Origin of the sequence: Pseudomonas sp. GM50 (assembly GCF_000282375.1) — a bacterium.
In the GTDB taxonomy this organism is placed as follows: Bacteria; Pseudomonadota; Gammaproteobacteria; order Pseudomonadales; family Pseudomonadaceae; genus Aquipseudomonas.
Window position 1 is genome coordinate 1 of sequence record NZ_AKJK01000032.1, and the last position, 20,741, is coordinate 20,741.

The 20,741-nt window shown below is 61.0% G+C and carries 16 protein-coding genes and 1 pseudogene; 12 read left to right on the forward strand and 5 right to left on the reverse strand.

The window, feature by feature from the left end; translation table 11 throughout:
- The 10 genes and pseudogenes from PMI30_RS24075 to PMI30_RS24030 all read left to right on the forward strand — a co-directional run.
- A pseudogene (locus tag PMI30_RS24075) lies at positions 1 to 439 on the forward strand (triacylglycerol lipase); the annotation flags it as partial.
- Between the two features lie 134 nt (positions 440 to 573).
- On the forward strand, positions 574 to 855 hold the full coding sequence (locus PMI30_RS24070; RefSeq protein WP_007898306.1) for a peptidylprolyl isomerase: 282 nt from the start codon (positions 574 to 576) through the stop codon (positions 853 to 855).
- A gap of 135 nt (positions 856 to 990) precedes the next feature.
- A complete protein-coding gene (locus PMI30_RS24065) occupies positions 991 to 2,859 on the forward strand; it encodes an extracellular solute-binding protein (protein WP_008006875.1) in 1,869 nt (622 codons plus the stop codon).
- Positions 2,859 to 3,920, forward strand: a complete 1,062-nt coding sequence (locus tag PMI30_RS24060; protein ID WP_008006876.1) for a microcin C ABC transporter permease YejB — start codon at positions 2,859 to 2,861, stop codon at positions 3,918 to 3,920. Before PMI30_RS24065 ends, PMI30_RS24060 begins: the two co-directional genes overlap by 1 nt.
- The gene (locus tag PMI30_RS24055; protein WP_008006878.1) at positions 3,920 to 4,942 is read left to right on the forward strand and encodes an ABC transporter permease; all 1,023 of its coding nucleotides are present in this window, start codon (positions 3,920 to 3,922) and stop codon (positions 4,940 to 4,942) included. The genes PMI30_RS24060 and PMI30_RS24055 overlap by 1 nt, the downstream gene beginning before the upstream one ends.
- Positions 4,943 to 4,969: 27 nt before the next feature.
- Positions 4,970 to 6,544: an ABC transporter ATP-binding protein gene (locus PMI30_RS24050; RefSeq protein WP_008006880.1), complete on the forward strand. Its 1,575-nt coding sequence runs from the start codon at positions 4,970 to 4,972 to the stop codon at positions 6,542 to 6,544.
- 143 nt (positions 6,545 to 6,687) lie between these two features.
- Entirely contained in the window at positions 6,688 to 8,103 is a 1,416-nt protein-coding gene (locus PMI30_RS24045) for a sigma-54 interaction domain-containing protein (protein ID WP_008006882.1), read from the forward strand.
- Between the two features lie 286 nt (positions 8,104 to 8,389).
- Entirely contained in the window at positions 8,390 to 9,781 is a 1,392-nt protein-coding gene (locus PMI30_RS24040; RefSeq protein WP_008006884.1) for a GntP family permease, read from the forward strand.
- A 7-nt stretch (positions 9,782 to 9,788) separates the two neighbouring features.
- The gene (gene hbdH, locus PMI30_RS24035) at positions 9,789 to 10,562 is read left to right on the forward strand and encodes a 3-hydroxybutyrate dehydrogenase (RefSeq protein WP_008006886.1); all 774 of its coding nucleotides are present in this window, start codon (positions 9,789 to 9,791) and stop codon (positions 10,560 to 10,562) included.
- A 174-nt stretch (positions 10,563 to 10,736) separates the two neighbouring features.
- Entirely contained in the window at positions 10,737 to 12,692 is a 1,956-nt protein-coding gene (locus PMI30_RS24030) for an acetoacetate--CoA ligase (RefSeq protein WP_008006888.1), read from the forward strand.
- Positions 12,693 to 12,891: 199 nt separating this feature from the next.
- Here the strand turns inward: PMI30_RS24030 and PMI30_RS24025 are convergent, their stop codons facing one another.
- The gene (locus tag PMI30_RS24025) at positions 12,892 to 14,001 is read right to left on the reverse strand and encodes a PilT/PilU family type 4a pilus ATPase (protein WP_032834955.1); all 1,110 of its coding nucleotides are present in this window, start codon (positions 13,999 to 14,001) and stop codon (positions 12,892 to 12,894) included.
- Between the two features lie 119 nt (positions 14,002 to 14,120).
- Here PMI30_RS24025 and PMI30_RS24020 point away from each other — a divergent pair, with 119 nt between their 5' ends.
- Together PMI30_RS24020 and PMI30_RS24015 are read left to right on the forward strand one after the other, a co-directional pair.
- Positions 14,121 to 16,658: a PAS domain-containing hybrid sensor histidine kinase/response regulator gene (locus tag PMI30_RS24020; RefSeq protein ID WP_008006892.1), complete on the forward strand. Its 2,538-nt coding sequence runs from the start codon at positions 14,121 to 14,123 to the stop codon at positions 16,656 to 16,658.
- Positions 16,659 to 16,724: 66 nt separating this feature from the next.
- Complete coding sequence (locus PMI30_RS24015) at positions 16,725 to 17,000, forward strand: peptidylprolyl isomerase (RefSeq protein WP_007898282.1); 276 nt, start codon at positions 16,725 to 16,727, stop codon at positions 16,998 to 17,000.
- Positions 17,001 to 17,194: 194 nt separating this feature from the next.
- Here the strand turns inward: PMI30_RS24015 and PMI30_RS24010 are convergent, their stop codons facing one another.
- From PMI30_RS24010 to PMI30_RS23995, 4 genes are all read right to left on the reverse strand, one after another.
- Positions 17,195 to 18,130 (reverse strand): sugar kinase, encoded by a 936-nt coding sequence (locus tag PMI30_RS24010; RefSeq protein ID WP_008006895.1) that lies wholly within the window; start codon positions 18,128 to 18,130, stop codon positions 17,195 to 17,197.
- A gap of 158 nt (positions 18,131 to 18,288) precedes the next feature.
- The gene (locus tag PMI30_RS24005) at positions 18,289 to 19,506 is read right to left on the reverse strand and encodes an amino acid deaminase (RefSeq protein ID WP_008006897.1); all 1,218 of its coding nucleotides are present in this window, start codon (positions 19,504 to 19,506) and stop codon (positions 18,289 to 18,291) included.
- A 39-nt stretch (positions 19,507 to 19,545) separates the two neighbouring features.
- A complete protein-coding gene (locus PMI30_RS24000; RefSeq protein ID WP_008006899.1) occupies positions 19,546 to 20,310 on the reverse strand; it encodes an IclR family transcriptional regulator in 765 nt (254 codons plus the stop codon).
- 65 nt (positions 20,311 to 20,375) lie between these two features.
- The coding region (locus tag PMI30_RS23995) for a RidA family protein (protein ID WP_008006900.1) at positions 20,376 to 20,741 on the reverse strand (366 nt) is incomplete at its 5' end.

Here is a 20,741-nt window from a genome sequence, read left to right on the forward strand (position 1 = left end):
GGGCAGCCGGCCCCTGCCACAGAACGCCATCGCCGCGCTCAATGGGTTGACCACCGAAGGCGTTGGCGCATTCAACGACAAGTACCCTCAAGGGTTACCGAAAACCTGGGGCGGCAAGGGCCGCGAACTGGTGAACGGCGTGCGCTACTATTCCTGGGGCGGCATCCTGCAGGGAAACATTCTCGATGAAGGGCTCCATGCACTCAATCCGCTGCATGGGTTCCTCCGGGCCTTCTCCCACTATTTCACCACCGAAGCCGAGCAGAATGACGGCATGGTCGGTCGATTCAGCTCCCATCTGGGTAAAGTGATCCGTTCGGACTATCCGCTGGATCATCTGGACAGCCTCGGCCAGACAACCGGTCAGGTCCGCAAGGGCATCGACCCGATCGCCCTGTATGTACAGCATGCCGAACGCTTGAGAAATGCCGGCCTTTAAGCAATGCCTTGATGCCACGCGATAGACGGAACTGATCTCCACGGAATTGATATTCACAGAACTTTGAGAGAGAAATAGCCCACTGAATCCGGTAGGCTCCGCACTTTATTGAACATTGAATGGAGTATTTTCCCATGGCCAAAGCCACTGCCCGTCACATCCTGGTTTCCAGCGAAGAAAAGTGCAACGAACTCAAAGCCCAGATCGAGGCCGGTGCCGACTTCGCCGAAGTCGCCAAAGCCAACTCCAGCTGCCCGTCCAGCCGTCAGGGCGGTGACCTGGGTTCGTTCGGTCCGGGGCAGATGGTCAAGGAATTCGACACCGTGGTCTTCAGCGCACCGATCAACGTGGTGCAAGGCCCGGTCAAGACCCAGTTCGGTTACCACCTGTTGGAAGTGACCAGCCGTCAGGACTGATCAACGCTCGAGTTTGCTACACAACGGCCCGCCTTTTGGTGGGCCGTTGTGTTTTCGTTACGTGATACGGCTGGCGAGGGACGCGCCGCTAGCGTACAAATTGTGGTTATCGACCACCCGGCTCTAAGGCTGACAATGCGACTGGCTTTCCCCACTTTGTTGTTCACTGCCGTGGCCCTGTTATTGGGCGCCACCGGTGTGAACGCTGCACCGCAACATGCGTTGACCGTGTACGGTGAACCGGCGAAGTATCCTGCGGGCTTCAGCCATTTCGCCTACACCAACCCGCGCGCGCCCAAGGGCGGCACGATGCGTCGCTCGGCGATGGAAATCGGTCATTTCGACCATATGCTGCCGTACATCGACAAGGGCACGGGTGTCACGCAGATCGACGGCTTGATCTATTCGCCCCTGGCCCAGCGCTCGCTCGACGAGCCCTATACCGTTTACGGCCTGGTGGCCCAACAGATGGAGCGTTCCGACGACGGGCTGTCTCTGCGGTTCTACCTGAATCCGAAAGCCCGTTTCGCCGACGGCCAGCCGATCACCGCCGAAGACGTGCGCTATACCTTCGACCTGCTGATGACCCAAGGCAGCTTGCGCTATCGCACGCAATTCGCCGACGTCAAAGGCGTCGAAGTGGAGTCACCACTCACCATTCGGTTCGACTTCAAGAGCAACGAAAACCGTACTCTGCCGCTGGACCTCGCAACCTTGCCGGTATTTCCCGAGCACTGGTGGAAAACCCGCGACTTTGCCAACGGCGGTGGTTACGAGCCACCGCTGGGCAGCGGGCCGTACCGCGTGAGCAAGGTCGACTCCGGGCGCAGCATCACCTTCGAGCGTAACGCCGACTGGTGGGGCAAGGATTTACCGGTCAGCCGTGGCCTCTACAACTTCGATCATTTCAGCATTGAGTACTTCGGCGATACCGACGTTGCCCGTCAGGTTCTGCGTGGCGGCGCCTACGATTACAACCGCGAATTCTCCGCCACCGCCTATTCCATCGGCTACGACAGCCCGGCCCTGAGCGACGGTCGCCTGCAAAAGGCTCACCTGGCCAAAGAGGCACCGCAATCGGCTCAGGGCTTTGTGTTCAACCTGCAAAACCCGATGTTCCAGGACCGTCGCGTGCGCCAGGCCCTGGCCATGCTCTGGGATTTCGAGTGGAGCAACCGGCAGATGATGCGCGAGATGTACATCCGCCAGCAGAGCTTCTTTTCCAACACCGACCTCGCCGCACGGCAACTGCCCGACGCCGGTGAACGGGCGATTCTCGAGCCGTTGCGCGGGCAGATCCCCGACGAAGTCTTTACCCAAGTCTTCGAAGCGCCGAAAACCGACGGCAGCGGCGTGATTCGCGATAAACAGTTGCAAGCCCTGGACTTGCTCGAACAGGCCGGCTGGAAACCCGATGGCGATCAGCTGGTCAATGCCCAGGGTCAACCGCTGAGCTTCACCTTCCTGGTCAGCCAGAACGGCATGGACCGATTGCTGCTGCCTTATAAGCGCACCCTGAAACAAATCGGCATCGACCTGAATATTCGCCGCATCGACGCGTCCCAGTACATAAACCGCCTGATGTCCCGGGACTACGACATGATCGTCACCGGCTACCCGGTCACCACCTCACCGGGCAACGAGCTGTACAACTACTTTGGCTCGGCGGCGGCCAACGATCCCGGTTCCAACAACTACATGGTGCTGAAGAACCCGGCGGTCGATACGCTGGTCAACGGCCTGGTTCGCGCCACCACCCAGGCTGACATGCTGCGCTACGCCCATGCCCTGGACCGTGTCCTGCAATGGAACTTCTATTGGATTCCCAATTATTACCCGCCAGGCAGCTCGACCGTGTGGTGGAACCGCTTCGGCATTCCCTCTGTACAGGCGAGCAATGACGAAGCTATCGAGAGTTGGTGGGAAGTGAGTTCCACCCCCTTGACCAACCAACAGATGACGGCCGAGCTCATCAAACGCGGCAAACCCGGAGGGCCGCACTGATGTGGGCTTACGTACTGCGGCGCTTGCTGCTGATCATTCCGACACTGGTGATCATTCTTCTGGTCAATTTCGTTATCGTCCAGGCCGCACCGGGTGGTCCGGTGGAACAGGCCATCGCGCGCCTGCAAGGCATCGGCGGCGCAAGTATCGGCGGCGGTTCCAGCGAAGCCGTGCAGGGCAGTTCGCGTGCCAGCCGTGGGCTCGACCCGCAGCTGATCAAAGAGATCGAAAAGCAATACGGCTTCGATAAGCCGGCACCGGAACGCCTGTGGCTGATGCTCAAGAGCTACGCCCGCCTCGACTTCGGCAAGAGCTTTTTTCGCGGTGCCACGGTCACCGACCTGATCCTGGAAAAAATGCCGGTGACCATTTCCCTCGGGCTCTGGGCCACGTTGATCACTTACCTGGTGTCGATCCCTCTGGGCATCCGCAAGGCCGTGCACCATGGCAGCCATTTCGATATCTGGAGCAGCACCGCGATCATCATCGGTTACGCCATGCCGGCGTTCCTGTTCGCGATGTTCCTGATCGTGGTCTTCGCTGGCGGCACCTCGTTGAACTGGTTCCCGGTGCGCGGGCTGGTCTCGGACAACTTCGAGTCGCTGTCGACCCTGGGCAAAATCACCGATTACTTCTGGCATCTCGTGCTGCCGGTGACAGCGCTGGTGATCGGCGGTTTCGCCACCCTGACCATCCTCACGAAAAACTCCTTCCTTAATGAAATCACCCGCCAATACGTGGTTACCGCGCGGGCGAAGGGCTTGAGCGAGCGCCGGGTGCTTTACGGCCATGTGTTTCGCAACGCCATGCTGCTGGTGGTGTCGGGAATTCCGCAGGCCTTCATCAGCGTCTTTTTCGCCGGCTCGCTGCTGATCGAAGTGATCTTCTCCCTCGACGGGTTGGGTCGCATGAGTTACGAAGCCGCGGTATCACGGGACTATCCGGTGGTATTCGGTTCGCTGTTCATCTTCACTTTGTTCGGCCTGCTGATAAAAATCATCGGCGACCTTTGCTACACCCTGGTCGACCCGCGCATCGACTTCGCCGCGAGGAACGCCTGATGTTCAAGCTCTCGCCGCTGGGCCGTCGCCGTTTCGACCGCTTCAAGAAAAACCGCCGGGGCTGGTGGTCACTGTGGTTGTTTATCGGCCTGTTCCTGCTGACCCTGGGCGGCGAGCTGATCGCCAACGACAAACCACTGATGGTCAGTTATCAGGGCTCGCTGTACTTCCCGGCGTTCAAACGCCACACCGAACAGGAGTTTGGCGGGCAACTGCCGTTCCAGGCCGACTACCGCAGCGATTATGTGCAGAAGCTGATTCACAAGGATGGCGGCTGGATACTGTTCCCACCGATCCCGTTCAGCGACGACACGCCCAATTACGACCTCAACCAACCAGCGCCGAGCCCGCCGTCGAAGGTCAACTGGCTGGGCACCGACGATCAGGCCCGGGACGTGCTGGCCCGGGTGATCTTCGGGGCACGGGTGTCGATTCTGTTCGCGCTGGCGCTGACCTTCATCAGCGCGTTGATCGGCATTGCCGCTGGTGCCCTGCAAGGCTATTACGGCGGCTGGGTCGACCTGCTCGGTCAGCGCTTGCTGGAAGTCTGGTCGGGGCTGCCGGTGCTGTACCTGCTGATCATTCTGTCGGGCTTCGTCGAGCCGAATTTCTGGTGGCTGCTGGGAATCATGGCGCTGTTTTCCTGGCTGGCCCTGGTGGACGTGGTACGCGCCGAGTTCCTGCGCGGGCGCAACCTCGAATACGTCAAGGCCGCCCGTGCGCTGGGCCTGACCGACCGCAAGGTTATCGTGCGGCACATCCTGCCCAACGCGATGAACGCCACCCTGAGTTATTTGCCGTTCATTTTGACCGGGGCGATTTCCACCCTCACGGCGCTGGACTTCCTCGGCTTCGGCATGCCGGCCGGCAGTGCGTCCCTGGGCGAATTGATCGGTCAAGGCAAGCAGAACCTGCAAGCGCCATGGCTGGGGCTGACGGCGTTTTTCACCCTGGCACTGATTCTTTCTCTACTGGTGTTCATCGGCGAGGCATTACGTGATGCCTTTGATCCACGCTCTTGATCGACAACCATGACACGGACTGGTGATATGACTGACAACCTGATCGAAATCCGTGACCTCTCCGTGGCCTTCAGCGGCCAGACCGTGGTGCGCAACCTGTGCCTGGACATCCGCCCCGGTGAATGCCTGGCACTGGTCGGCGAGTCCGGTTCCGGCAAGTCGGTGACCGCCCACTCGATCCTGCAACTGCTGCCCGAAACCGGCACTGAAACCACCGGCAGCATTCGCTATCGCGACCAGGAGTTGATCGGCACCGACATCAAGACCTTGCGCGAGCTGCGCGGCAACCGGATCGCGATGATTTTCCAGGAGCCGATGACCTCCCTCAACCCGCTGCACAGCGTTGAGAAGCAGATCGGCGAAACCCTGCTGCTGCACCGAGGGCTGGGCGGCAAAGCGGCGCAAGCGCGGATTCTTGAGTTGCTGCAGCTGGTGGGCATCCAGAAACCCGAAGAGCGGCTCAAGGCCTATCCCCATCAACTTTCCGGCGGCCAACGGCAACGGGTAATGATCGCCATGGCCCTGGCCTGCGAGCCGGAATTGCTGATCGCTGACGAGCCGACCACCGCGCTGGATGTGACAGTGCAGCGCAAGATCCTGCTGCTGCTCAAATCCCTGCAACAACGGCTCGGCATGTCGCTGCTGCTGATCAGCCACGACCTCAATCTGGTGCGCAGCATCGCCCAGCGGGTGTGCGTGATGAAGGCCGGGGAAATCGTCGAGCAGGCGCCTTGCGAGACACTGTTCACCGAGCCGAAACATCCTTACAGCTGCGTACTCTTGAACGCTGAACCGGAAGGCGAAGCCCTGCCCCGGGACGAGCGTGAAAAAGTGCTGGAAGTGGATAATCTGCAGGTGCAGTTCGCCATCGGCGGTGGCCTGTTTCAGCGTAAAACTTACCTGCGGGCGGTGGACGGTATCAGCCTGAACGTCCAGCGCGGCAAGACGTTGGGCATCGTCGGTGAATCAGGTTCCGGCAAGTCCACGCTCGGTCAGGCGATCCTGCGCTTGCTCGACTCGGTGGGCAGCATTCGCTTTCAGGGTGAGGCCCTGGATGGCTTGACGCAAAAGCAGCTGCGGCCGTGGCGCAAGAAGATGCAGGTGGTGTTCCAGGACCCCTTCGGCAGTCTCAGCCCGCGAATGTCGGTGGCACAGATCATCAGTGAAGGCCTTGAGGTTCACAGCCAGTCCACTCCCGACGAATGCGAAGCCCAGGTGATCCGGGTGCTGGAAGAAGTCGGCCTCGACCCGCAAAGCCGTCATCGCTACCCGCACGAATTCTCCGGCGGCCAACGCCAGCGCATCGCCATTGCCCGCGCACTGGTGCTGAAACCGGCGTTGATCCTGCTCGACGAACCGACCTCGGCGCTGGATCGCACGGTGCAAAAACAAGTGGTCGCCCTGCTCCGCCAGCTTCAGGAAAAGCATGGCCTGACCTACCTGTTCATCAGCCACGACCTGGCGGTGGTGCGCGCCCTGGCCCACGACATGATCGTGATCAAGGACGGCAAAGTGGTGGAAAGCGGCGCCAGCCACACGGTGTTCGACTCGCCGCAGCACCCTTACACCAAAGAGCTGTTGGCGGCGGCGCATCCGGGGTAGGCATAATCTGTGACATGCCGTTGGACCGCGCCGCGGCCTTCGCGGGCAAGCCTCGCTCCTACAGGTCGAGGTGATCCGTAGGAGCGAGGCTTGCCCGCGAAGGCACCCGAACAAACACCACACATCCTGGACAATGAAGCCCCATGAACACCACCGAAAGCCTCAAGGACTACCAGCGCGTTCGCACCCTGGCGATCCGTTCGCTGTTCGAAATCATCGAGCAATCGAGCGAAGGCACGGTAATTGTCGACCGCGACGCGAACATCGTCTGGATGAATGAGCGTTATGCCCGGCGTTTCGGTCTCGAATCGGCCGCAGGTGCGATCGGCAGGGCCTGTGAAAGCGTGATCCCCGGTAGCCTGTTGCGCGAGGTGGTGCGCACCGGACGCCCCATCCTGCTGGACATGCAGGACACCCCCAAGGAACCGCTGGTGGTGATGCGCCTGCCGATTCACGACGATGCCGGCGCGGTGATCGGCGCCATCGGCTTTGCCCTGTTCGATGAATTGCGCAGCCTGTCGCCGATGCTCAAGCGCTACCTGAGCATGCAGGAAGAACTGGCCTCGACCCGCTCGCTGCTGCGGGCGCGGCAGACCAAGTACAACTTCGCCCATTTCATCGGCACCAGCGCCGCCAGCCTGGAAGTCAAACGCCGCGCCCGGCGCAGCGCCAGTGCCGAGTCTCCGGTGTTGTTGCTCGGCGAAACCGGTACTGGCAAGGAGCTGCTGGCCCAGGCGATTCATGGCGCCTCCCCTCGGGCGCACAAAGCCTTCGTCAGCATCAACAGCGCGGCGATTCCCGAGTCGCTGCTGGAAGCCGAGTTCTTTGGCACCGCCCCCGGCGCGTTCACCGGCGCCGATCGCAAGGGCCGCACCGGCAAGTTGCAAATCGCTCAGGGCGGCACGCTGTTTCTCGATGAGATCGGCGACATGCCGCTGCCGCTGCAAAGCAAATTGCTGCGGGTGCTGCAGGAAAAAGAATTCGAGCCAGTGGGCTCCAACGAAGTGATCCAGAGCGATGTGCGGGTTATCGCGGCCACTTCCACCGATCTGGAAGCGGCGATCAAACGCGGCGAGTTTCGTGCCGATTTGTATTACCGCCTCAACGTGCTGCCGATTCAGGTCCCGCCCCTGCGTGATCGCCTCGACGACCTGCCGGCCCTCAGCGAAGCGATTCTCGAAGAGCTGCGCAGTCAGCACGAACTGAACCCCGAAGCCCTGGATTTGTTAGGTCAACACGCCTGGCCGGGGAACATTCGTGAACTGCGCAACGTTCTGGAGCGCGCGGCGTTGCTCAGTGATGATTTGATACTGAATGCAGCGGATATCCGCGCGGCGATTGGCAGTTTTACGCCGGTGGAGCGTGTGGCGCCTCTGCCCCTTCTACCGGTTGCCCATGAAACCTTCAGCGAAGCTCGCGAACGGTTTGATCGGCAGTTGATTGAAACCGCCCTCGCGCAATGCGGCGGGAAGGTTATCGAAGCGGCGGCGCGGTTGGGGTTGGGGCGGTCGACGTTGTACAAGAAGATGGTGGCGCTGGGGATTGCAGAGTCTCCATAAAGAGACATTGATCTCTATTGGTAGACGGGGCCTCTTCGCGGGCAAGCCTCGCTCCTACGGGTAACGCAAATGGCGCAAATATCCCCAATCCTGTAGGAGCGAGGCTTGCCCGCGAAAGCGTCAGCCCAGCCACCAAAAATCTCAATACAGAGACAAAAACTCGTACATCCGTCCCCCTAATAAATAATTTCTTTAAGTTTCAACAACTTACCTTCTGGCACGAAACTCGCTATAGCCCTTCCCACAAAGCTTCACCCTACAAAAATAACAATCCAGGAGACACACCATGAGTGTGATCATTGCCTTGGCAGCTCTCACGCTGCTGATGGTGGCTGCTTACCGTGGCTACAGCGTTATCCTCTTTGCCCCGATCGCCGCCCTCGGCGCCGTCCTGCTCACCGACCCTTCCGCCGTTGCCCCAGTCTTCACCGGGGTGTTCATGGAAAAAATGGTCGGCTTCGTCAAACTGTATTTCCCGGTGTTCCTGCTCGGTGCCGTATTCGGCAAATTGATCGAGTTGTCGGGCTTCTCCCGTTCCATCGTCGCAGCAGCCATTCGCTTGCTCGGCACTCGTCAGGCGATGCTGGTGATTGTGCTGGTCTGCGCCCTGCTCACCTACGGCGGCGTGTCGCTGTTTGTGGTGGTGTTTGCGGTCTACCCGTTTGCCGCCGAAATGTTCCGCCAGAGCAATATCCCCAAGCGCCTGATTCCGGCGACCATCGCCCTCGGCGCATTCTCGTTCACCATGGACGCCCTGCCCGGCACGCCGCAGATCCAGAACATCATCCCCAGCACCTTCTTCAACACCACCGCCTGGGCTGCGCCGTGGCTGGGTGTGATCGGCACGATTTTCGTGTTCTGCGCCGGCATGCTGTTCCTTCAGAGCCAGCGCAACAAGGCCCAGCGCAGCGGCGAGGGTTATGGTTCAGCGCTGCGCAACGAACCGGAAACCGCGCCGGACATCAAGCTGCCCAACCCGTGGATCGCGCTGTCGCCGCTGTTGATGGTGGGCCTGATGAACCTGCTGTTCACCCGCTGGATTCCGCTGTGGTACGGCAAGACTCACAGCCTCGCGCTGCCGGGAATGGCAGCACCGGTGACCACCGACATCGCCAAACTGACCGCGATCTGGGCGGTCCAGGCAGCCTTGCTGGTGGGCATCGTCATGGTGCTGGTGTTCGCCTTTCAGACGATTCGCGGCAAGTTGGCCGAAGGCAGTAAAAGTGCGGTCAGCGGCGCGCTGCTGGCGGCGATGAACACCGCGTCGGAATACGGTTTCGGCGCAGTGATTGCGTCGCTACCGGGTTTTCTGGTGCTGTCCGGCTGGCTCAAAAGCATTCCCAACCCGCTGGTCAACGAAGCGATCACCGTGACCCTGCTGGCCGGCATCACCGGTTCGGCGTCGGGCGGCATGAGCATTGCCCTGGCGGCGATGTCCGAGACGTTCATCAGCGCTGCCCACGCCGCCAATATCCCACTGGAAGTGCTGCACCGGGTCGCCGCGATGGCCAGTGGCGGCATGGACACCCTGCCGCACAACGGCGCGGTGATTACTTTGCTGGCGGTCACCGGTTTGACCCACCGCGAAGCCTACAAAGACATTTTCTGTATTACGCTGATCAAGACACTCGCTGTTTTTGTGGTGATCGGTACTTTCTACGCCACTGGCATTGTGTGAGGTATTCATGACGACTCTTTCGGGCAAGACCGCACTGGTCACCGGTTCCACCAGCGGCATCGGCCTTGGGATCGCCCTGAGCCTGGCCAAGGCTGGCGCCAACCTGATCCTCAACGGTTTTGGCGATGCATCCAGGGTGATTGCCGAAGTCGAACAATTCGGCGGCAAGGTCGGCCATCACCCCGCCGACGTCAGCGACCCGGCGCAGATCGCCGACATGATCGAGTACGCCGAGCGTGAGTTCGGCGGCGTGGATATCCTGGTCAACAACGCGGGCATCCAGCACGTGGCGGCGGTGGAAGATTTTCCGGTGGAGCGCTGGGACTCGATCATTTCGATCAACCTGTCGTCGGTGTTTCACAGCACCCGTTTGAGCTTGCCGGGAATGCGCGCCAAGGGCTGGGGACGGATCATCAACATCGCTTCGGTGCATGGCCAGGTCGGCTCGGTGGGCAAGGCGGCGTACGTCGCGGCCAAGCATGGCGTGATCGGCTTGACCAAGGTGGTCGGTCTGGAAACCGCTACGACGAACGTCACCTGCAACGCCATCTGCCCGGGTTGGGTGCTGACGCCGCTGGTGCAGAAACAGATTGATGATCGCGCCGCGACCGGGATCGACCCGCAGCAGGCGCAACATGATTTGCTGGCCGAGAAGCAGCCGTCCCTGGAATTCGTGACGCCACCGCAGCTGGGCGAGTTGGTGTTGTTTTTATGCAGCGAGGCCGGTAGCCAGGTGCGTGGCGCTGCGTGGAATATTGATGGTGGGTGGTTGGCGCAGTAACCCGCCGCCAAACCCTGTGGAGAGGAAGGCTTCTCTGTGGCGAGGGGGCTTGCCCCCGTTGGGCCGCGAAGCGGCCCCATATGGAAGTCGAGCTGGCGACTGCTTCGCAGCCGAACGGGGGCAAGCCCCGTCGCCACAGTAGACTGTGTACACATAAGAAAAAGAGGCCAAGCCATGTCCGACATCCTCTGGCAACCCGGCACCGAGCGCATCGGCAAGACCCGCATGGAGGCTTTCCGGCGCTTCGTCAATCAGCGACATACCCTTGAGATTGCCGACTACCCTGCCCTGCACCAGTGGAGCATCGATCAGCGGGAAGCTTTCTGGCAGGCCATCGTCGATTTCTTCGACATCCGTTTTCACGATCAGCCAGACGCGGTGCTGATAGAAGGCGCACAAATGCCCAGCGCCCAGTGGTTCCCCGGCGCCACGCTGAACTTCGCCGAGCACCTGCTACGCCGTCGCGACGATGCCGTGGCGGTAGTGGCCATCGGCGAAAACGGCCAACGGGAACAACTGACTTGGGCCGAACTGGCGAGCCATGTCGCCGGTTTTCAAAACGGCCTGAAAGCCGCCGGTGTCGGCCTCGGCGACCGTGTGGCCGCGTGCATGCCGAACACCTGGCAAACATTGGTGGCGATGCTCGCCACCACCAGTCTGGGCGCAATCTGGTCTTGTTCCTCGCCAGATTTCGGCACCCATGGGGTGATCGACCGCTTCGGCCAGATCGAGCCGAAAGTGCTGATCACCTGCGCTGGTTACCGCTACGCCGGCAAAGAGATCGATCAGACCGCAAAGGTCAACGAAATCCTCGGGCAACTGCCGTCCTTGCAGCAGTTGATCGTTGTGCCTTACGCACGACCCCAGGCGCGTGTCGAAGACTTCCGCAGCCAGGCCAACGTGACGCTCTGGGATGATTTCTACGACCCGGGCGGCGAACCGCAATTCGTTCCCGTGCCCTTCGCCCATCCGCTGTACATCCTCTACTCCAGCGGCACTACCGGCGTGCCGAAATGCATTGTGCACAGCACCGGCGGCGTACTGCTGCAACACGTCAAAGAACATGGCCTGCACACCGATCTCGGCCCCGGCGACCGTTTGTTCTACTACACCACGTGCGGCTGGATGATGTGGAACTGGCTGGTCTCGGCGCTGGCAGTCGACAGCGCCGTGGTGCTGTACGACGGCTCGCCATTTCATCCAGGCCCGGAGCGTTTGATCGACCTGATCGACGACGAACGCATCAACGTCTTCGGCACCAGCCCCAAGTTCCTTACCGCGCTGGAAAGCAATGGCGTGAAGCCGTGCGAAAGTCATGACCTGAGCAGTCTGAAAACCGTGCTGTCCACCGGTTCCGCGCTGTCCCCGCAAAGCTTCGATTACGTTTATCGCGCGTTCAAGTCCGACCTGTGCCTGTCCTCGATGTCTGGCGGCACCGACATCGTTTCGTGCTTTGTGATCGGTAACCCGGTGCTGCCGGTGCGCCGAGGCGAAATGCAGTGCAAGAGCCTCGGCATGGCGGTGGAAGTCTGGAACGACGCCGGCACGCCTGTGATCGGTGAAAAAGGCGAGCTGGTGTGCACCCGACATTTTCCGGCGATGCCCATCGGTTTGTGGCATGACCCGGACGGGGAGAAGCTGCGAAAGTCCTATTTCAGCCTGTTCCCCGGCGTCTGGGCCCAGGGCGATTACGCCGAGCAACTGCCCCACGGCGGCATGTTGATCCACGGGCGTTCCGACGCCGTGCTCAACCCCGGAGGCGTGCGCATCGGCACGGCGGAAATCTACCGTCAGGTAGAGAAAGTCCCGCAGGTGCTGGACAGCGTTGCCATCGGCCAGCAATGGCAGGATGACGTGCGGGTGGTGCTGTTCGTGAAGTTGCGTGACGGTGTCGAGCTGGATGAAGCGCTGCAACAACAGATTCGCCAGGTCATCCGCGCCAACACCACACCACGGCATGTGCCGGCGAAGATTGTCGCGGTGACGGACATTCCGCGGACCATCAGCGGCAAGGTGGTCGAGCTGGCGGTGAGGAATGTGGTGCATGGCCAGAAGGTGAAAAACACCGATGCACTGGCCAATCCCGAGGCGCTGGAGCAATTTCGCGACCGCCCTGAATTGAGCGACTGAAACGTAGATCCATTGTGGGAGCGGGCTTATGTGGCGAGGGGGCTTGCCCCCGTTGGAGTGCGAAGCGCTCCCAAAGCCAGCGGATGTGGTGCTTCAGTGAAACCGCGTCGTCCGATTTGCGACTGCTACGCAGCCGAACGGGGGTAAACCCCCTCGCCACACAGGCCCGCTCCCACATTTTTGATCAGCGCCGGCCCCTTCAGTCCACCAATCCCCACTCACCCGGCGGTGTATGGGGCCCGGGCGTAGTCTCGGCGTGCATTTTCAGGCGCAAGCGCAAGTTGTTCACCGAGTCCGCATGTTTCAACGCCTCTGCCTCATCGATCGCGCCCTCGGCAAACAGCTCGAACAGCGCCCCATCAAACGTCTGCATCCCCGCTTCTGACGACTTTTCCATAATCCCCTTGAGCTCGCCAAGCTCATTGCGCCGGATCAGGTCGCCGATGGTCGGCGTTCCCAGCATTATCTCCACCGCCGCCCGACGCTGCCCATCGCGGGTACGCACCAAACGCTGGGAAACAAACGCCTTGAGGTTATTGCCCAGGTCATGGAGCAGCTGTGTCCGGCGTTCTTCGGGAAAGAAGTTGATCACGCGGTCCAGCGCCTGATTGGCGTTGTGCGCATGCAAAGTGGAAATGACCAGATGACCGGTATCGGCAAACGCCAGCGCGTGTTCCATAGTCTCGCGGTCACGGATTTCGCCGATCAGCACCACGTCCGGCGCCTGGCGCAGGGTGTTTTTCAACGCTGCATGAAAACTGCGGGTGTCTACGCCGACCTCACGCTGGTTGATGATCGACTTCTTGTGCCGATGGATAAACTCGACCGGGTCTTCGATGGTGATGATATGCCCGCTGCTGTGGCGGTTGCGGTAATCGATCAGCGCCGCCAGCGAGGTCGACTTGCCGGAACCGGTCGAACCGACGAACAATATCAGCCCCTGTTTGAGCATGATGGTTTCAAGCAGCACCGGTGGCAGTTTGAGATCTTCGAAGCGTGGAATGTCGAGTTTGATGTTGCGCGCCACGATAGACACATCGTTGCGTTGCTTGAAGATATTGAGCCGAAAGCGCCCGACGCCTGCCAGGGAAAGCGCCAGGTTCATTTCCAGTTCGCGATCGAACTCCAGGCGCTGTTCGGCGTCCATGATGGACGCGGCAATGGCCGCGATTTCTCCGGGCTTGAACGGTTGCTCGGCCAGGGCTTTGAGCACGCCGTCAAATTTCGCGCTGGGTGGCGCGCCCGTGGACAGGTAAAGATCGGAGCCATTGCGGCTGGCCAGAATCTGCAACAGTGCATCGATTTCCATGGCAAAAAACACCCGCGAAGCATTCAATTGAAAAAATGACCCAAGACGGGTCATCCAGCGTCTACCGCCATGCAAGGATAGTAGACGCCGCCACACCGACTGACACGCAGGACATTGTGATGAACGCACCACCGACCGCCAGCGACGCCCAGGCCTTGATTGCCCGACTGGACTGGACAAACAACCCGCTGGGCGCTGCTGATCACTGGCCGCAGAGCCTGCGCACCGCCGTGGACATTGTGATTCACTCGCCAATGCCAATGCTGTTGCTGTGGGGCCCGCAACTCACCCAGATCTACAACGACGGCTTCGCCCTCCTCGCCGGCAGCAAGCACCCTCTCGCTTTCGGACAACCGACGCACCTGATCTGGCCAGAACTGAAAGACTTCACCGACCCGATTTACAGCGCAGTCCTACAGGGTCAGGTGCGGACCTACAGCGAACAGCGCTTTACCTTGCAGCGCGACGGGAAAGATTCCGACTTCTGGCTGGATTTGACCTACAGCCCCATTCGCAATGAAAACGCCGAGGTTGCCGGGATTCTGGTCACGGCCATCGAAACCAATGAACGCCGCCGCATCGCCCTGGAACTCGAGCAACGCTCCGCCGCCAGCCTCAAGGCCCAGCATGAAACCGAGCAGCGTTTGCAATTGGCGCTGGCCGCCACCGATGCCGTTGGCACTTGGGACTGGGACATTGGCGAAGACCGTTTCATTGCCGATGCGCACTTCGCGCAATTGCATGGCGTCGATCCGGCCATGGCCAGCCAGTTGCCCATCAGCGAATACCTCCACGGCGTACACCCGGAAGACCGCGCCATGATTGCCCGCAGCATCAAGCACTGCATCACCCATGGCAGCGAGTACGCCGAGGAATATCGCTTGCTGCAGCCCGACGGCCAATTGCGCTGGGTGTTTGCCCGAGGTCGCTGCTACAAGGACCATCATGGCCGGCCGATCCGTTTCCTTGGCGCGGCACTCGACCTGACCGAACGCAAACACATCGAACAAGCCCTTCGCCAGAGCCAGACCGAGCTGCAACTGATCATCAACGCCATGCCGATCCTGATCAGTTACGTCGACAGTGAGGAGCGCTTTCGTCTCAACAATGCCGCCTATCTGGAATGGTACGGCCTGACGCCCCAGGAACTTTACGGCCGCACCATTCGTGAAGTGCTGGGCGACGAAGCCTATGCCCTGCGCGCCGAATACATTACCGAGGCGCTGAAAGGCAAGGCTTGCAGTTTCAGCATCAGCGCCGCGCACCGCGATGGCAGCACCCGCCAGGCCCTGATGAACTACCTGCCGCGTCATGGCGCGGACGGCGCGGTGAACGGTTTTTACATCTTCGTAATCGACGAAACCGAGCGCAAACAGACCGAAGAAGCCCTGCGCAACCTCAACGAAACCCTTGAAGAACGCGTGAGCGCCCGCACTCAACAACTGGCCGAAGCCAACCAGCGGCTGCAAAACGAGATGTTCGAGCGCGAGCGCGCCGAAGACGCCTTGCGGCATGCGCAGAAAATGGAAGCGGTGGGACAGCTCACCGGCGGCATCGCTCATGACTTCAACAACATGCTCACCGGGATCATCGGCAGCCTCGATTTGATGCAGCGCTACATCGCCGACGGGCGTGCCGCCGAGATCGGTCGTTTTACCGAAGCCGCGGTGTCCTCGGCCCACCGCGCCGCCGCCCTGACCCATCGCCTGCTGGCGTTCTCCCGGCGTCAGTCGCTGGATCGCAAGCCACTGAATGCCAACCATCTGGTGCATTCGCTGGAAGATTTGTTCCGCCGGACCAAGGGCGACCATATCGAGCTCAAAATGCAGCTGGCCGATGAGGTCTGGCCGGTCAGTACTGACGTCAGCCAATTGGAAAACGCCCTGCTCAACCTCGTCATCAATGCCCGGGATGCGATGCCCGAAGGCGGCGAGCTGCTGATCGAAACCGCCAATGTTCATCTTGACGGAAGTGATGTCACTCCCCTGGAACCGGTCAGGGCCGGGGATTACCTGATGATTGCCGTCAGCGACAACGGCGCCGGCATGACCCCGTCCGTGTTGGCCAAGGCCTTCGATCCGTTCTTCACCACCAAACCCATCGGCCAGGGCACCGGCCTTGGACTGTCGATGATCTATGGTTTCGCCCAGCAGTCGGGCGGGCACGTCAGCCTTCACAGCCTGCCGGGCCAGGGCACCTGCGTTCGCCTGTATTTGCCACGGCTGCATGTCGCGGTGCCGGAACACACGTTGGCGCCGGTCACCGGCGAAACACCGGCAGCGGTTGCCGGTGAAACCGTGGTGTTGGTGGAAGACGATCCGGCGGTGCGCATGCTGGTGCTCGACCTGCTCAATGAGTTGGGTTATCACGCTCATGAAGCCGAAGACGCGAAGGCCGCCCTGCCCTTGCTGGAATCCGATCTGCGGGTCGATCTGCTGGTGACCGATGTCGGGCTGCCGGGCATGAACGGTCGGCAACTGGCGGAAATCGCGCGTCAGCATCGCCCGGGTCTGAAGGTGCTGTTCATGACCGGTTATGCGGAGAAAGCCGCCGAACGCCAGGGGTTCCTGGAGGAAGGCATGGACATGGTGGCCAAACCCTTTTCCATTGACCTGTTGGCCAACAAGATTCGCACGATGATCGGCCAAGCGGACTGAGTTAAGGCATAATCGCGCGCCCCACGCTGGCACCAACATAGCCACCACCGTTGCAAGGTACTGCCAATGAAAGCCCAAGCCCGCCATATCCTGGTGAAAACCTCGGAAGAAGCCGAGCAGCTCAAACAACGCATCGCCAAGGGCGAAGCCTTCGATGTGCTGGCCAAGAAATACTCCACCTGCCCGTCCGGCAAACGCGGCGGCGACCTGGGCGAAGTACGGCCCGGGCAGATGGTCGGCGTGATCGATGCGGTGATCTTCAAAAAACCACTGCGGGTGGTGCATGGGCCGATCAAGAGCAAGTTTGGTTATCACCTGGTGCAGGTGTTTTACCGGGATTGATGGGCTTGGCTTTAGGGCCCTGTGGCGAGGGGGCTTGCCCCCGTTGGGTGGCGAAGCCGCCCCAAACCTGTGACCTTGATCTACCTGACACACCGAATGCGCAGGATTTACGACTGCTTCGCAGCCGAACGGGGTGATGCGGCATTCCGACAAGCCCCTCGCCACAAAATCACAACCACTACAGGCATTGCATTTCAATCTTTGGGTATGAGTGCCCCCGGCACCTGAATCACCCGACTCGCCAACCGATGCCCGGCCTCGGCAGCCTCGACCGGGCTGCCACCCTTGAGCCGACACGCCAAATACGCCGCACTGAACGAATCCCCCGCTGCCGTGGTATCCACCACCCGCTCGACCACCTGTGCCGGCACTTCGAACGACTCTCCATCGCAGCGAATCAGACACGCCTCGGCCCCGCGTTTGAGCACCACTTCGGGCGTGCCCATCTGCTCATAAGCGGCAAACACCGCCGCGCAATCGGAAAAGTGGAACAGCGCCTGCTCGTCGTCAACCGTCAGCAACGCCAGGTCGATATAGGGCAGAACGCTGCGATAAGCCGCCCGTGCTTCCTCGATCGACGCCCACAAGCGTGGCCGGTAGTTGTTGTCGAACACGATCCGCGCATCCTGCTGCCGGGCTTCGATCAGGGTTTCCAGAAGTTTTTCCCGCCCCTGCACACCGAGCACCGCCAGGGTGATGCCGCTGAAATACAACACGTCGTAATCCGGTAGCGCCGCCAGAATCGGCGCGGCCGCCGGGGTGGTGAAGCAATCGCGCACGGCCGCTTCATTGCGCCAGTAGAGAAAACGCCGCTCGCCGGCCGCGTCGGTCTGGATGCAATACAGGCCGGGCAAACGACCGGGCAAACGCTGAACCATGTCCAGGCCAATGTTTTCGCTGGCCCAGTTCTGGCACATCGCATCGCTGAAACTGTCATCGCCCAGGGCAGTGACGTAATCCACCGTGCCGCCATCGCCCAGTTCACGGGCCAGGTAGACCGCGGTGTTCAAGGTATCGCCGCCGAAGCTTTGTTGCAGCGTGCCATCGGCGCGCTGCTGTAATTCGATCATGCATTCGCCAATCAGGGCGATGCGCGGGGTGTTGGGGCCCAGGGGGCTGATGCTGTTCATTGATGTGGTGTCTCTGGTGTTTCGGTGGCGTCTGGATGGGCGCCTTCGCGGGCAAGCCTCGCTCCTACAGGTTTTGTGTCGAACCCAAAATTCGGCGGCAACCACATACCTTGTAGGAGCGAGGCTTGCCCGCGAAGGCCGCACCTCGGTCTGGATCCTTAAAAACAGGTTTCCATGGTTTCGATGACATTCAGTTGCTCATCCACCAGACAACCGATGCGCCATTTGTCGAACGTCAGGCACGGGTGCGAAGTACCGAACGAAATGATATCGCCCACCCGCAACTCAACCCCCGGCGCGACGGTCATGAACGCGTGCTGGTCCATCACCGCCGTCACCTTGCAGGCACTCACATCATCGCCGATCGCGGGCACCACACCGGCCGTGTAACGCAGCAACGGCACCGGCAAACCGGCGTCATAGGCGACGTCGCGTTTGCCCAGGGCGATCACCGCAAAACCCGGTTCCGGCAACGACTGCACATGCGCCCAGACTTCCAGCGCCGGGCGCAGGCCTTCGTGCAGGTCGCTACGGCGGTCGAGCACGCAGCATTGCGCTTCTTTGTAGATGCCATGGTCGTGAGCGACGTAGCTGCCGGGACGCAGCACGCTGAGGAAACGCCCGCCGGCGTTCTGCGCTTCGAAAGACTCGGCGATCAGGTCGTACCAGGCCGAACCCGACGCCGTGATGATCGGCTTGGGGATGGCGAACGCGCCGCTGTCCTGCAATTGCACGGCCAGGCGCACCAAAGAATCAGCGAACGCACGGATGCCGCTCACCGCGTGATCGCCGTGAATCACCCCTTCGTAACCTTCGATGCCGGTCAGCGCTAGGGCCGGTTGTGCAGCAATGGCTTTGGCCAGTGCCAGCACTTCGGCTTCGGTGCGGCAACCGCAACGACCGCCGACCACGCCGTACTCGATCATCACGTTCAAGCGCACGCCGCGCGAGGCGAAAAACGCGCCGAGGTCGGCGACGTTATCCGGGTGATCGACCATGCAATAGAAATCGAAGGTCGGGTCTGCCAACAGATCAGCGATCAGCGCCATGTTCGGTGTGCCGACCAATTGGTTGGCCATCAGCACCCGATGCACGCCGTGGGCGTAAGCCGCACGGGTTTGCGTGGCACTGGCCAGGGTGATGCCCCAGGCACCGGCGTCCAGTTGGCGGCGAAACAGCGCCGGGGTCATGCTGGTTTTGCCGTGCGGCGCGAGTTCGGCGCCGCTGTTGCTGACAAAGTCCTGCATCCAGCGAATGTTGTGTTCCAGCGCTTCGCGGTGCAGCACCAGCGCCGGCAGGCTGACGTCGCGTACCAGGTTGGCGCCTGTGTGGGCAAAGCCCTTTTCCACGGCGGCAGTATTTTTGGCGGAATACATGGTCGAACTCCTCACATTCGCGGCCGCAGGCAGCCGCTGTTATTCGTTGATACGCCGGGCGAGGCTGTTGGCGCTGTCGATCAGCACCCGGCGATAGTCGTTGTAATTGTTCTTCGCATCGGCCCGTGGGGCGACGATGCATAGGGTCGCAATGGCCACGCCGTTCGGGTCTTTGACCGGGGCGGCGAAGCAATGGGTAAAGGTGTCGGCGACGCTATCGAAGGAAAAGAACCCATCGATACCGGCCTGGCGGATTTCCTCGAGAAACCGCTCCAGCGGCAGGTGTTCACCGCCGGGTAAAATGAAGTCGTCGGGGTCGATCAAATCGACGATCTCTTGATCGCTTAGATGCGCCAGCAGCAAGCGCCCGGAAGCGGTCCAGGGGATCGGCGCGTTCTCGCCGATGTCCGAGGAAATGCGGAAATGTCGCTCGCCCTCTTTCATCAACGCCACGGTGTATTTGCGCCCGTTGAGCAGGCACATCTGCGCGGTTTCACGGGTCTGGCTGACGATTTCCTGCAAGGCATGATCGGCCTCGCGGGCCAGGTCGAAATGGCGCAAATGCGCCTGCCCGAGGAAGTACAGCTGACGACCGAGGTAAACGTGACCGTCCTTGCCCACAGGTTCCAGAATCCGCCGTTCCAACAAGGACGCGACCAGTTCGTAGACCGTGGATTTCGGGCTGCCGATGCCGCTGGCGATTTCGTTCGGGCGCAAGGGCTGGCCGATTTCCTTGAGGAAATCGAGAATGTCGAACGCCCGGTCCAGACCGCGAGCCCGGCGCTTGATGGTGTCTTCGGTCATGTCATTCGGTTCCCATTCAGAGTGCCTGTAGGAGCGAGGCTTGCCCGCGAAGAATTCACCGCGGTTCAGGCCTTTTTCTTGTACGCGATGCAATCAATCTCGACCTTGCAATCGACCATCATGTTCGCCTGCACGCAGGCCCGGGCCGGGGCGTGTTCGCTTTTGAAGTACTCGGAGAACACCTTGTTGAAACTCCAGAAATCCCGCGGGTCTTCCAGCCACACGCCGGTACGGACCACGTCTTCGAGCCCGTAACCGGCCTCCTCCAGAATCGCGATCAGGTTTTTCATGGTCTGGTGAGTCTGCTCGACAATGCCGCCCACAATGATTTCGCCATCCAGCGCCGGCACCTGGCCAGACACGTGCAGCCAGCCATCGGCTTCGACGGCGCGGGCGAAAGGACGGGGCTGGCCGCCACCGGCGGTGCTGCC

Bases quoted from the DNA above. Each gene is read 5' to 3' on its own strand.
- PMI30_RS24070 (WP_007898306.1), top strand. From the start codon at position 574: ATGGCCAAAGCCACTGCCCGTCACATCCTGGTTTCCAGCGAAGAAAAG.
- PMI30_RS24065 (WP_008006875.1), top strand. From the start codon at position 991: ATGCGACTGGCTTTCCCCACTTTGTTGTTCACTGCCGTGGCCCTGTTA.
- PMI30_RS24060 (WP_008006876.1), top strand. From the start codon at position 2,859: ATGTGGGCTTACGTACTGCGGCGCTTGCTGCTGATCATTCCGACACTG.
- PMI30_RS24055 (WP_008006878.1), top strand. From the start codon at position 3,920: ATGTTCAAGCTCTCGCCGCTGGGCCGTCGCCGTTTCGACCGCTTCAAG.
- PMI30_RS24050 (WP_008006880.1), top strand. From the start codon at position 4,970: ATGACTGACAACCTGATCGAAATCCGTGACCTCTCCGTGGCCTTCAGC.
- PMI30_RS24045 (WP_008006882.1), top strand. From the start codon at position 6,688: ATGAACACCACCGAAAGCCTCAAGGACTACCAGCGCGTTCGCACCCTG.
- PMI30_RS24040 (WP_008006884.1), top strand. From the start codon at position 8,390: ATGAGTGTGATCATTGCCTTGGCAGCTCTCACGCTGCTGATGGTGGCT.
- hbdH (WP_008006886.1), top strand. From the start codon at position 9,789: ATGACGACTCTTTCGGGCAAGACCGCACTGGTCACCGGTTCCACCAGC.
- PMI30_RS24030 (WP_008006888.1), top strand. From the start codon at position 10,737: ATGTCCGACATCCTCTGGCAACCCGGCACCGAGCGCATCGGCAAGACC.
- PMI30_RS24025 (WP_032834955.1), bottom strand. From the start codon at position 14,001: ATGGAAATCGATGCACTGTTGCAGATTCTGGCCAGCCGCAATGGCTCC.
- PMI30_RS24020 (WP_008006892.1), top strand. From the start codon at position 14,121: ATGAACGCACCACCGACCGCCAGCGACGCCCAGGCCTTGATTGCCCGA.
- PMI30_RS24015 (WP_007898282.1), top strand. From the start codon at position 16,725: ATGAAAGCCCAAGCCCGCCATATCCTGGTGAAAACCTCGGAAGAAGCC.
- PMI30_RS24010 (WP_008006895.1), bottom strand. From the start codon at position 18,130: ATGAACAGCATCAGCCCCCTGGGCCCCAACACCCCGCGCATCGCCCTG.
- PMI30_RS24005 (WP_008006897.1), bottom strand. From the start codon at position 19,506: ATGTATTCCGCCAAAAATACTGCCGCCGTGGAAAAGGGCTTTGCCCAC.
- PMI30_RS24000 (WP_008006899.1), bottom strand. From the start codon at position 20,310: ATGACCGAAGACACCATCAAGCGCCGGGCTCGCGGTCTGGACCGGGCG.